Origin of the sequence: Pseudomonas sp. BMW13, from assembly GCF_013357275.1 — a bacterium.
Classification (GTDB): domain Bacteria; phylum Pseudomonadota; class Gammaproteobacteria; order Pseudomonadales; family Pseudomonadaceae; genus Aquipseudomonas; species Aquipseudomonas khazarica.
Map to the genome: position 1 here is coordinate 152,812 of NZ_SUKD01000015.1, position 12,226 is coordinate 165,037.

A 12,226-nucleotide genomic window follows, 5' to 3' on the forward strand; every position below is an offset into this window, starting at 1 on the left:
GGGGGAAATCACAGCGCGCTCGGCTGGTGCTTCAGATGGCCGAAGCTGGACGGGCGACGGGCGCGTTCGGGCAGTTGCAGCTGGCCGTCCTCGACGCGCTTCTTCAGGTATTGGTAGGTCTGTAGCGCCTGGCTCCACATGTGCTCACCGATGCTGATGGTCTCGTAGGCCTGGCCGGCTGCCTCGAACTGCGGCAACGGGCGAATCTGCGTGTGGTAGTCGCAGGCATAGAAGAAGGGGAAGGAGTAGCGTTCCTGGCTGACCTTGCGCACGCGGTGCGAGGTGGCGACGAAGGTGCCGGCACTCATGACTTCGAGCATGTCGCCGATGTTGACCACGAAGGTGCCCGGCTTCGGCGGGGCGTCGATCCACTGGCCGAGGTCGTTCATCACTTCCAGCCCCGGACGGTCGGCGAGCAGGATGGTGAAGCACTCGTAATCGGTATGCGCACCGATACCGGGAGCGTCCTGCGCTTCGCCATCGTAGGGATAGTGGATCAGGCGCAGCTTCGATGGTGGGAAGCTGGCCATCTCGTCGAAGGTGTTCTCCGGCAGGCCCAGGGCCAGGGCGAAACCGCGGAACAGGGTGCGGCCAAGCTGGAAGATGCGCGCATAGTAGGCCTGCACGGCCTGCCTGAAACCGGGCAGGGCGGGCCAGTGGTTCGGCCCCAGCAGCGGCGTGCCGGCCAGTACCAGCGGGTTGTCGGCCGGGACTTCGAAGCCGATGTCGAAGGCTTCCTTGTGGTCGGGCTTGCCGACGCTGTAGCGCTCCTCGCCCTCGGGCACGAAGCCCTTGTGACTGTCCGAGGCGCCGATGTAATGGCGCATCTTGTCGTCCAGGCTCTGCGCGAAGTAGGCCTCGGCCGCCTGGTGCAGGCCATCGATGAGCGACTGCTCGATGCCGTGCCCGCTGATGTAGAGGAAGCCCACCTGGCGTGCCGCACGGCCCAGTTCTGCGGCCACGGCGTTGCGCTCGGCAGGGTCGCCGCTGAACAGGCCGGCGATGTCGACCACGGGAATTTCGGTGAAGTGCTTGCTGGTCATGGTGAGCCCTCAGCGGCTGGTGAAACGGTGGAAGTGCTGGCGCTCGCAGCGCGCCATCCACTGGTTGAGCTGCCACAGGTCGGCCACCGGCACGTCGGTGAACGGCAGGTGGTGCAGGTAGCCGTCGGGGCCGAATTCGGGGGTCAGCGTGGTGACCTGGCGGCCGCGCTGCTCCTGGCTGCGCCAGATGCGCTCCCAGTGGCGCTGATGGAAGGCGAGGTGCTCGGCGTATTCCGGTGCGCCCGGATGCGGCACCTGCGGCCCCTGGTCGTAGCCGACGCGGGCCTGGATATGGTCGACCCGCTCGACGAAGGCCGAGAGGTCATCGGCGGGGTCGTCGAGCAGACGCTCGCAGGTCACCAGCCAGTGGCTGATGTCGCTGGTGAAGCGCAGTTCGGGGACCTGGCGAATCACTTCGAGGGTGACCCAGGGGCTGTACAGCGAGCGCCCCCGGTGAATCTCGAAGCAGACATGCAGGTCGCTGGCGTCTGCCAGTTCGACGGCGCGGGCGAAGAAGTCGACCTGTTCGCCGAGTGCCCAGCGGTCGTTGCCGGGCAGCACGTTGACCAGGCGCGGGCCGAGTTCGGCGGCCCAGTCGAGCTTCATGCGCAGGTCTTCCAGGTGCACCTGCGGGCTGTCGCTCTGCCGCGGCAGTACGGGCGTGGAGGTGAACAGGGTGGCGATGTAGGGGGCGTCGTTGTCCCGCAGGATGCGGGCATTGGCGCTGCGCTGCGCGGCGGTTTCGGGAATTCGCGCCTCGAGGCCGTCGAAGCCGGCGCTGAACGCTTCGTCGAGCGCTTGTTGCCAACTGCCGCGATAGCCCCAGAGGGAGCGGAAGATATCCAGTCGCATGGCCGTCTCCTGGAGAGGGCGAGGGTCTGCGGCAGATTGGCAAGGGGCGTGAGTCGTGCCCGGTGGCGTCCGATTCGAGCCGGCGCCTGGTTATGGGCCGCATTGTTTGCCCAGGGTTCGGCTCGGTTAAATCGTTGCGAGCAAAAAATCAGTTCAGCAATCGCTGAACTAATGGGCTGTCATCGCGGATGTGTCTGGACGGCGCAGGACGCTACACTGTCCGCCCACCGACTGCCGTAGCCGCCCATGTCCTTCGCCTTGCCCGACCTGAAACTGCTGAAGATCTTCGTCGCCGTGGTCCGTCACCAGGGCTTCGCTGCCGCGCAGCAGGAGCTGAATCTGTCCACGTCGGCCATCAGCACTTACATGAGTCAGCTGGAAAGTCAGCTGGGCATCGTGCTCTGTCATCGTGGGCGTGGTGGTTTCAGCCTGACCAGCAAGGGCGAGCTGTTCCATCAGGAGACCTTGCGCCTGCTCGGGGAACTGGAAGGGTTCGAGCGCTACTCGGCGGCGCTCAAGGGCGAGCTGCGCGGCACCCTCAATCTCGGCGTGCTGGACTCCACCGTCAGCGATCCGGCACTGCCGCTGGCCGAGGTGATCGGGGCCTACAGCCAGGAGCACCCCGCCGTGCACCTGCACCTGTCGGTGATGAGTCCGTACGAGCTGCAGCTGGCGGTGCTGGACAACCGCCTCGACCTGGCCATCGGTGCCTTCTCCACACGCATGAACGGGCTGGTCTACCAGCCGCTGTACCGCGAGCAGCACTGGCTGTATTGCAGCGAGCGGCATGCGCTGTTCGGCCAGCGGCGCATTCCGGTGGAGCTGATCACCCAGCAGCGCATGGTGGGCCGTGGCTACTGGAGCCAGGCCGAGCTGGCGCGGCATGGCTTCAAGCACAGTGCCGCGACGGTGGAGTCGATGGAGGCGCAGCTGATCCTGGTGTTGTCCGGGGCCTATATCGGCTACCTGCCGGAGCACTATGCCCAGCACTGGGTCGAGCAGAACCAGCTGCGGGTTCTGTCACCGGCGACCTTCGGCTATCAGGCACCTTTCTCGCTGATCCTGCGCCGGGGTCGTACGCGCGAGCCGCTGATCCAGACGTTTCGTGATCTGTTGAAGACGCAACTGAATCAGATCTGAAACAGGGTCGCCTCTATTCTCCGAAAGACGTAGAAACCATACCTGGCGCAGGGATTTCGCTGTGCTAGTACTTATTCATACGTCTGTACCAACTTCCAACTCGAACAGGGATGCCTCGATGCGCCAGAACCTACCCGTGACCCAGCGGGAAAGAACTTTCCCTGCTGAAGAACGCCTGATTTCCACGACCGATCTCAGCAGCAAGATCACCTATTGCAACGATGCCTTCGTCGAGATCAGCGGTTTCACCCGGGAGGAGCTGATCGGTCAGCCGCACAACCTGGTGCGCCATCCGGACATGCCGCCAGGCGTCTTCGGGCACATGTGGGACACCATCAAGCAGGGCAAGCCGTGGATGGGCATCGTCAAGAATCGGGCGAAGAACGGCGATTACTACTGGGTCAGTGCCTATGTCACGCCGATCTACGAGAACGGTCGGGTGTCCGGTTACGAGTCGGTGCGTTCGGTGCCGAGCGAGATGCAGAAGCGCCGGGCGGAGAAGCTCTATGCCCGTCTGCGCTCGGGCAAGCCGCCGGTTTCCGCGCTCGAGTACTGGACCTACGACCTGGTGCGTTCCTGGCCGCTGATCCTGGCTGCGGCCCTGATGCTGGCGGCTCACTGGGTGCTGTCGGGTTTCTGGCTGATGGGCTTCGTCATCGTCACCCTGTTCGCCCTCGGCGCCTATCAGCTGTACAGCAAGCGGCAGTTGATCCGGCGCACGCTGGCCGAGCATCCCAAGGCCTTCACCAGTGCCCTGGTGGCGCTGACCTACAGCGACAACCGCGGTGCCCAGGCGTTGCTGGACATGGCGATGATCAGCGAGGAAGCGCGCCTGCAGACGGCGCTCACGCGGCTGGAAGACGCCGGGGTGAACGTCAAGAAGCGGGCGTCGCAGTCGGCCGAACTGTCGCGCTCCAGCTCGCAGCTGCTCGACCAGCAGCGGGCCGAGACGGATCAGTCGGCGACCGCCATCAACCAGATGGCCGCGACCATCCAGGAGGTCGCGCACAACGTGCAGAGCACCTCGCATGCCGCCGAGGAGGCCGATCGCCTGGCGCGCGAGGGGCGTGATCTGGCGGTGGGGAGCCTGGAGTCCATGCGCCAGATGGCCAAGGCGGTGAGCGATATCGGCCAGGCGGTCAACGAACTGGCCAACTCCACTCAGTCCATTGGCAGCGTGGCCGATGTGATCACGTCGATCGCCGAACAGACCAACCTGCTGGCGCTCAACGCGGCCATCGAGGCGGCCCGGGCCGGGGAGCAGGGGCGCGGGTTCGCCGTGGTGGCCGATGAGGTGCGTTCGCTGGCCTCGCGCACGCGGCAGTCCACCGAGCAGATCCACCAGATCATTTCCGACTTGCGTGCGGGGGCCGAGCGCGCGGTGGTGACGGCGGGCAAGGGCGAAGACATTTCCCGTGGCAGCGTGCAGAGCGTGGAGTCGGTGCGCGATGCGCTGGAGGGCATCAGCTCCGCCGTCACGCGCATCACCGGGATGAGCCAACAGATGGCCGCCGCGTCCGAGCAACAGAGCCACGTCGCCGACGATATCAGCCGACAGATCACGCGGATCGCGCAGCTGTCGGATCACAGTGCCGGCCAGGCCCACCAGGGCGCGTCCATCAGCCTCGAGCTGGAGCAGATGGCCGACTACCTGCACAGCCTGGCGGAGCGCTTCAACCGCTGAGCGAGAGGCCGCGCGCAGCCCGGTGTGCATCCGGGCTGCGCGGCGCGTGGCGTTCATGGCACACTGCGCGGCATGCCCCGTCCAACCTGCTCCCGCTGCCAGCGCCCGCTCGGCCATTGCCTGTGCGCGCTGATTCCTGATCTCGACAGCCGTACGCGCGTGCTCATCCTGCAGCACCCGAGCGAGGCTGGCCACGCCCTCAACACTGCACGCCTGGCGGCACTCGGCCTGGCCAATGCCGAACTGCGCGTGGGCGAGGTCTTCGACGATCTGCCGCAGTGGCTGGCACAGCCCGGTTACCGGACCTGCCTGCTGTTTCCCGGCGACGATGCCGTGGCGCTGACCGCCTATGCACCCGCTGAGCAGCCGCTGCTGCTGGTGGTGCCCGACGGCACCTGGCGCAAGGCGCGCAAGCTGCTGCACCTCAATCCGCTGCTGGCCGGCTTGCCACGGGTGAGCCTGGGCAGCGTCGCGCCGTCACGCTATCGCCTGCGCAAGGCTCCGGGAGAGGGGGCGTTGTCGACCGTGGAGGCGATCGTCGCGGCGCTGGACGCATTGGAGGCACCGCAGCGTTTCGAGGCGCTGCTGAAGCCCTTCGATGCGCTGATCGACGGGCAGATCGCCGCGATGGGCGACGAGGTCTTTACCCGCAACCATCTGCGTTAGGCCTGAGCGGTTAGCCTCTGCCCGGATGCTGTCGGGGGACGTTGCCGCTCGGCCCCGGATTGCATCCGGGCTACGTGAATGTGGGGCTCAGCGCTCGCGCATGGCTTCGGAGCGGGCCTTCAGCACCGGTTTGAGCAGGTAGGCCAGCACGCTTTTCTCGCCGGTGATGATGTCCACGCTGGCAACCATGCCAGGGATGATCAGCAGCGGGTTCTCGTCGCTGCCCAGGTGGCTCTTCTCGGTACGTACCTGGATCAGGTAGAAGCTGTTGCCTTCCTCGTCGGTGATGGTGTCGGCGCTGATCAGCTCCAGGTTGGCCTTGAGCCCGCCGTAGATGGTGTAGTCGTAGGCCGTGAACTTGACCATGGCCTTCTGCCCCGGGTGGAGGAAGGCGACATCCTGCGGCCGTACCTTGGCCTCGATCAGCAGGCTGTCGTCCAGCGGCACGATCTCCAGCATGTCGCTGCCGGGCTGCACCACGCCGCCGATGGTGTTGACCTTGAGCTGCTTGATCACCCCGCGCACCGGTGAGGTCACCGTGGTGCGGGTGACCTTGTCCTGGATCGCGACGCTGGTGGCATTGATCTTCTGCAGCTCGGTGCGCACCTCGTTGAGCTCCTTGAACGCCTCGGAGCGAAAGGCCAGCTGCGACTCCTGCATCTTGCTCTTGATCTCCGCCATGGCCGCTTCGGCGCGTGGAATGGCCAGGTTGGTCGCTTCCAGGGCGCCACGTTGCTCCACCAGGCTGCGGCGCAGGCGCAGCAGCTCCACCTGCGAGATGGCGCCCGAGGCCACCAGTGGCTGCGACATGTTCAGTTCCTGTTGCAGCAGGCCCAGGCTGGAGCGGTACTGCTGGGCCTTGGAGCGGAACTCGGCAAGCTCCTGCTCCTTCTGCCGATACTGCTCGCCGAGCGTGCGCTGCTCGCTCTCCAGGCGCTGCTGGCGCGAGCGGTACAGCGCCAGTTCGTCCTCGGCGAGCTGCGGAGCGTCGCGGCTGACCTCTTCCGGCAGTGCCGGGGCGCGGCCCTCGGCTTCGGCGGTGAGGCGTTCGATGCGTGCGATCAGGGCCAGGCGGTCGGCTTCGGTCTCGCCCTGGTTGGAGAGAAACCGGGTGTCATCGAGGCGCAGCAGCGTGTCGCCCTTGTTCACCACCTGGCCTTCGCGGACGAATATCTCGCTGACGATGCCGCCTTCCAGGTTCTGGATCACCTGCACCTTGCTCGACGGGATGGCCTTGCCCTGACCGGTGGTGACTTCCTCCAGCACGGCGAAGTGTGCCCAGACCAGTGCCGCCAGCACGCAGGCGCAGACCGACCACACGGTGAGCCGCGTCAGCCAGGGCGAGTCCTCGAGAATGGCGCCTTCCACTTCCGGCATGAACTCGGTGTCCTGGCGCTTTTCGCGCAGGCTGCCGAGATAGTTGCCGAGATTCTGTGTCGCTTGCATCGCGGGTCGCTCCTACAGGCTGGCCGGGCCGACGCGGCCCTTGCGCAGGGCTTCGATCACCGACTCCTTCGGTCCATCCGCCACGACCCGGCCGTTGTCCAGGACCGCGAGGCGTTCGACCAGGCTGAGCATGGAGGCACGGTGGGTGATGATGATCAGCGTCTTGCCCTGCACATAGGGCTGCAGACGCTGGCGCAGCAGGTCTTCGCTGGTGTTGTCCATGGCGCTGGTGGGCTCGTCCAGTACCAGGATCGGCGGATCGAGGAGCAGGGCGCGAGCCAGCAGCACCGCCTGGCGCTGGCCGCCGGAGAGCAGTTGCCCGCGCTCGCCGACGGGGCGGTCGAAGCCCTGGGGATGCTGGCGGGCGAGTTCGACCACGCCGGTCAGCTCCGCCACTTCGAGCATGCGCGAATCGTCGACGTAGCGCGCGCCCAGGGTCAGGTTGTCACGCAGGCTGCCAGCCAGCAGCGGCAGGTCATGGGACACGTAGCCGATCTGGTGGCGCAGGTCGGCGACATCGAGCTGGCGCAGGTCGAGGTTGTCCAGGAGGATCTGCCCCTCGTCCGCGCTGTAGAAGGCCATCAGCAGACGGGCGAGGGTGCTCTTGCCCGAACCGCTGCGGCCGATGATGCCGAGGCGCTCGCCGGCGCCGAGGCGCAGGCTGACGTTGTTCAGGGCCGGCGCACTCTGCCCCGGGTAGGTGAAGCTGATCTGGCGCAGCTCCAGTGCCCCCTTGAGCTGGGTGCGGTCCAGCGGGCGCTGCTTCTCCTGGCGTTCCTGCGGCAGGGCCATCAGCGCGTCGGTGCTGGTCATGGTCAGGCGCGCCTGCTGGTAGCGGGTGATCAGCCCGGCGATCTGCCCCAGCGGCGAGAGAATGCGACTGCCGAGCATGTAGCAGGCCACCAGCGCACCGACGCTGAGGTTGCCGGCGATGATCAGGTACACCCCGCCAACTATGGTGGCCATGCCGGCGAACTGTTGCAGGAACAGCGTACCGTTGGTGGCCAGCGCGGCGAGGAACTTGGCGTGAGCGTCCAGACGGGTGAGGGCGCCGTGGGTCTGCTCCCACTGATGCTGGCGTTCGCTCTCGGCGCTGCAGGCCTTGAGCATCTCCAGGCCGCCCAGGGTCTCGATCAGCAGCGCCTGGCGCTGCGAGCCGAGTTGCAGGCTCTTCTGCACCGTGTCGCGCAGGCGTGCCTGGATGATGAAGGCGAACAGCGCGGTCAGCGGGAACGCCAGCATCGGGATGAATACCAGGGGGCCGCCGATCAGACCGATCACCAGCAGCATCAGCAGGGAGAAGGGCAGGTCGATCAGGCTGGTCAGCGTCACGGCGGTGAGGAAGTCGCGCAGCCCCTGGAAGTCGTGGATGCTCTGGGCGAAGCCGCCGACGGTGGCCGGCCTGGCTTTCATCGACATGCCGGTGATGCGCTCGAACAGGGTAGCCGAGAGCACCACGTCGGTCTTCTTGCCCGCGGTGTCCAGCAGGTGGGCGCGCAACACCTTGAGCAACAGCTCGAAGCCGGTGCCGATCAACAGGCCGATGGCCAGGACCCAGAGCGTCGCGGTGGCCTGGTTGGGCACCACGCGATCGTAGGTCTGCATGACGAACAGCGGCACCATCAGGCCCAGCAGGTTGATCAGCAGACTGGCCAGCACGGCGTCCGTATAGAGCCAGCGTGACAGTTTCAGGGTGTCGCGGAACCAGGCCTCGATGCGCGGCACCAGCGGGGTGCGGGCTTCTTCCAGCTCATGCCGCGGGCGGGCGAAGAACGCCTGGCCGCTGTACTCGGCGGCCAGTTGTTCGCGGCTGACCCACTGTTCGCCGCCATCCGTCTCGCAGGGCAGGATCTGCGCCTGCTGCTTCGGCCCCCACTGGCGCAGCACGGCGCTGCGGCCGTCCTTGAGCAACAGCAGCACCGGCAGGCTGAGCGGCGAGATGCTGGCCAGCTTGCGCTGCAGCAGGCGCCCCTGCAGGCCGGCCCGCGCCGCAGCGCGCGGCAGCAGGTCGGCACTCAGGCGCTGTTCCGGCAGGGGCAAGCCTGCACTCAGCGTGCCGCGGCTGACGGAGCAGCCATGCAGCCTGCAGAGAATCAGCAGGCCATCGAGCAGGGGATCATCGTGGCTGAGCCGCGGATCGCTGGCCGGTCCTGGCCGTTCCATGGTGGTCATCTACTACTCCTGCCGGTACGGCTTACTTCATTTCTGGCAGGCGCGCCTCGCTCTTCACCTCGGTGAGGGCTACCGCTTCCGCCGGGACCACGACCTGCTGCTGACGCAGCAGATCACCCATCGCTGCAACGACGCGATACATCGAGAACTCTTCGCCATAGCGCACTTCCGTGTAGCGGCGGTTGGCCGTGAACAGTTCGTTCTCGCTGTCGAGCAGGTCGAGCAAGGTGCGCTGTCCCAGGCTGAACTGTTGTTGATAGGCCTCGCGCACACGTGCAGTGTAATCGGCGTAGTCACGTGCCTTGGGGGTTTGCAGGCGCGCGTTTTCCATGGCGTTCCAGGCCAGCGAGAGGTTCTCGTTGAGCACCCGCAGCGCGTTGTTGCGAATGTCCATCGACTCGTTGATCTGGTGCGCGGCGGATTGCAGGCGGGCCTTGTCGCGCATGCCGTTGAACAGGTTGTAATTCATCACCACGGCGGCCCGCCAGGTGCTGTAGTGGCCTTCGTCACCCTGCACGTTGTCGTCGGCCGAGGTGGCCAGCTCCACGTCGAAGCGCGGGTAGAACGGCGACTTGGCGACTTCGTACTGCTTCTCGGCGGCCTGGACGTCGGCTTGTGCCGATTTCAGGAAGGGGTTGTTGTCCATCACCGTCTGCCGGGCTGCGAGCAGGTCTTCCGGCATGTTGCCCTTGATCGTGGCGGGCGACTCTAGCTGATCCGGCAGACGACCGACCGCGCTGAAGAAGTTGGCTTCGGCGTCGGCCAGGTTGACCTCCTCGGTATAGAGGTTGTTCTGCGCCAGAGCCAGACGGGCTTCGGACTGGTCGAGGTCGGCGGTGCTGCCGACACCCTGACGGCTGCGCAGCCCGATCTGGTCGTTGATGCGCTGGTGCGCCTGCAGGTTGTTGCGCGCCAGGGAGACCATCTCGCGGCGCATCAGCACATCCAGGTAGACCTCGACGGTACGCAGGGCGAGGCTTTCGGAGGTGCCCAGCAAGCGATAGGCGCGGGAGTTGACCACGGCCTCGGTACGGGCGACTTCATTGGGCGTGTTGAAACCGTCGAACAGCATCTGCCGCAGGCGCAGCTCCGCGTTGCGGTAGTTGAGGGTTTCCGTGTTGTGGTCGCCCAGGTCACGGGTGCTGGGACTGTCGGTGTTCTGCCGGCCGTAGCCGACCAGCAGATCGACGGTCGGCAGGTAGCCACCCTTGGCGAATTTCACATCCTCATCCGATGCCAGGCGGCTGTTGGTCGCGGCGTGAATCTCCGGATGGTTGTCTAGCGTGCTCTGGATCGCTTCCGTGAGGTTCATGGCGTATGCCTGACTGCAGACCGTCGCCAAAAGCATGGCGCTCCATAGAGGGGATAGGGTGCGCATTGGCGTTTCTCCTTACTGAAGTTCTTATCCTGTCGCCATAAAAATGGCGTTTTGTCCTGTCAAACCGTTTCAGGCTTGTAACATCAGAGCTAAGAACAACTTTCGGAGGACCTAAGATGAATTTTTCACAACCCCTATTCGGAAAAAGTCTTATGAAGTCTGCGAAAAGCAGCACATTGTTTGAAGGTGCTAGCTGCGCAAGTGCTCATTTTTCGTGGGTTGCGCAGCTGCAGTGAGCAGTCAGGCATCAAAAATCGGGGATTCATCTGATGGAGTAGTTCGACGCATGCTGTGGTGACATTTTATTGTCAGTCGCGTTTTTCTGGATTTTGCGCCGTTCCATTTCAATCAGCTGTCAGGGCTTGTCCCCCGACTTCGAAAAGGTGTTCTGACCCTTTCGGTAGGTACGTGTCGGCGGTGGTCGGCAGCTGTAGTGAGGATGGAATCATGGCTACTCTCATCGGTATCGTCAGTCAGGTTGTCGGCGAGGTTTTCGCGGTAGCGAGCGACGGATCGCGCCGGCCTGTCAGCGAGGGCGATCGCGTCTACGCAGGAGAGCAACTGGTGACCGGAGCAACCGGCGCCGTGGCAGTCTCCATGACCAACGGTCAGCAACTGACCCTTGGCCGCGATAGCAGCATCACGCTCGACGCACAGATGCTCGCGTACCGGGGTGAAACCCAGGCACCGGTGGTCGAGGCGCCACAGCCTCCCACCGACGATGACCTGACCGACGTCGAGCGCTTGCAGGCCGCGATCGAGGCTGGCGATGACCCGACCCTGCAGGGCGAGGCGACTGCCGCCGGTCCGGGTGCCGGTGCAGGTGGCGCGGGTGGTGCCGGCGGTGGCAACTCCTTCGTGCTGCTGACCGAAGTGGGCGGCGCACTCGATCCGGTCATCGGTTATCCAACCGAGGGGCTCAACAGCGGCCCTGAATTCCCCGAAGCCGAACCCATTGCGCTGGCCGACCCGGCAGTCGATGGCATTCCCACTGGCGGCACCGCCTCCAACCAGGTGGATGAAGAAGGCCTGCCCGACGGCATCGTCGGCGGCGTGAACGACCTGGATGGCGAGGCCACCCAGGTCACAGGTGTGCTGGGTTACAGCTTCGGCCCCGACGGCCCTGGCGCGTTCGTCTGGTCCACTGCCGGTCTGGCTGCGATGGGCATCAGCTCGGGCGGGGTTCCGCTCACCTATGAAGTGAGTGCTGACGGCCTGACGCTCACGGCGTACGCCGGGGCTACCGTGGTATTCGTCGCTCAGGTCACCGACCTGGCGACCGGCTCTTACCAGTTCGACCTGCTGGCCGCACTGGACCATGCGGCCCCGGAGGAAGGGGGGAGCGACGAGAACGACATCGTCTACCTGTTCAACTACACCATCACCGACGGCAACGGCACCCCGGCGACGGGCAGCCTGAGCATTCTGGTGGACGATGACAGCCCGACGCTGACCGTCGGGCTCAACGAAGAGATAGAGGGCCGCGGCCTTAACCTGCAGCTGGATGAGACCGTGGGCGTCGACCGCGAAGCCCCGGGTGAAACGGCCGATGGCAACGACGATGATGGCGCCGGCTACCTGGGCCGTGCGACCACCGAGCTGGGTGGTGGCGGCCTGGTCAGTCTGTTCACCGTTGGTGGTGGCTACGGCCAGGATGGTCCTGGCAGCCTGACCGGGAACTTCTACTTCACCGGCATCCCGGCGGGTGGCGAGCTGAGCACCAACCTGGAAGCCACCGATGGCGGCGCCATCGTGCTGCAGATGGATGGTGACGATGTGGTGGGTGTGGACGGCGATGGCCACGTGGTCTTCCGCCTGGAAATCATCGACACGCTCGACGGTCCG

Annotated in this window: 9 protein-coding genes and 1 pseudogene; 5 read left to right on the forward strand and 5 right to left on the reverse strand. The window is 65.4% G+C overall.

Translation table 11 applies throughout. The features are described from left to right. Window positions 1-8 precede the first annotated feature (8 nt). Window positions 9-1,043, reverse strand: coding sequence for an isopenicillin N synthase family oxygenase (locus E4487_RS13370; protein ID WP_175253588.1), 1,035 nt, complete (start codon window positions 1,041-1,043; stop codon window positions 9-11). 9 nt (window positions 1,044-1,052) lie between these two features. Continuing rightward, window positions 1,053-1,895, reverse strand: a complete 843-nt coding sequence (locus tag E4487_RS13375; RefSeq protein ID WP_037053427.1) for a sugar phosphate isomerase/epimerase — start codon at window positions 1,893-1,895, stop codon at window positions 1,053-1,055. Window positions 1,896-2,141: 246 nt separating this feature from the next. Between E4487_RS13375 and E4487_RS13380 the strand changes: the two genes are divergently transcribed. From E4487_RS13380 to E4487_RS13390, 4 genes and pseudogenes are all read left to right on the forward strand, one after another. Further along, the gene (locus E4487_RS13380; protein WP_175253589.1) at window positions 2,142-3,035 is read left to right on the forward strand and encodes a LysR family transcriptional regulator; all 894 of its coding nucleotides are present in this window, start codon (window positions 2,142-2,144) and stop codon (window positions 3,033-3,035) included. Window positions 3,036-3,153: 118 nt separating this feature from the next. Next, window positions 3,154-3,435, forward strand: a pseudogene (locus tag E4487_RS24875) (PAS domain-containing protein); the annotation flags it as partial. A gap of 243 nt (window positions 3,436-3,678) precedes the next feature. Further along, a complete protein-coding gene (locus E4487_RS13385; RefSeq protein ID WP_373921526.1) occupies window positions 3,679-4,719 on the forward strand; it encodes a methyl-accepting chemotaxis protein in 1,041 nt (346 codons plus the stop codon). Window positions 4,720-4,791: 72 nt separating this feature from the next. Then, window positions 4,792-5,385 carry a tRNA-uridine aminocarboxypropyltransferase gene (locus E4487_RS13390; RefSeq protein WP_150609188.1) on the forward strand — a complete coding sequence of 198 codons (594 nt, stop codon included), beginning with the start codon at window positions 4,792-4,794 and terminating at the stop codon, window positions 5,383-5,385. Between the two features lie 87 nt (window positions 5,386-5,472). Here the strand turns inward: E4487_RS13390 and E4487_RS13395 are convergent, their stop codons facing one another. The 3 genes from E4487_RS13395 to E4487_RS13405 are packed head-to-tail and all read right to left on the reverse strand — an operon-like array spanning window position 5,473 to window position 10,381. Further along, entirely contained in the window at window positions 5,473-6,831 is a 1,359-nt protein-coding gene (locus tag E4487_RS13395; protein ID WP_175253590.1) for an HlyD family type I secretion periplasmic adaptor subunit, read from the reverse strand. A 12-nt stretch (window positions 6,832-6,843) separates the two neighbouring features. Further along, on the reverse strand, window positions 6,844-9,003 hold the full coding sequence (locus E4487_RS13400; protein WP_134677990.1) for a type I secretion system permease/ATPase: 2,160 nt from the start codon (window positions 9,001-9,003) through the stop codon (window positions 6,844-6,846). Between the two features lie 22 nt (window positions 9,004-9,025). Then, entirely contained in the window at window positions 9,026-10,381 is a 1,356-nt protein-coding gene (locus tag E4487_RS13405; RefSeq protein WP_037053415.1) for a TolC family outer membrane protein, read from the reverse strand. Window positions 10,382-10,828: 447 nt separating this feature from the next. Between E4487_RS13405 and E4487_RS13410 the strand changes: the two genes are divergently transcribed. Next, window positions 10,829-12,226, forward strand: a 1,398-nt coding sequence (locus E4487_RS13410) for a retention module-containing protein (protein ID WP_175253591.1), incomplete at its 3' end; no start/stop codon positions are given.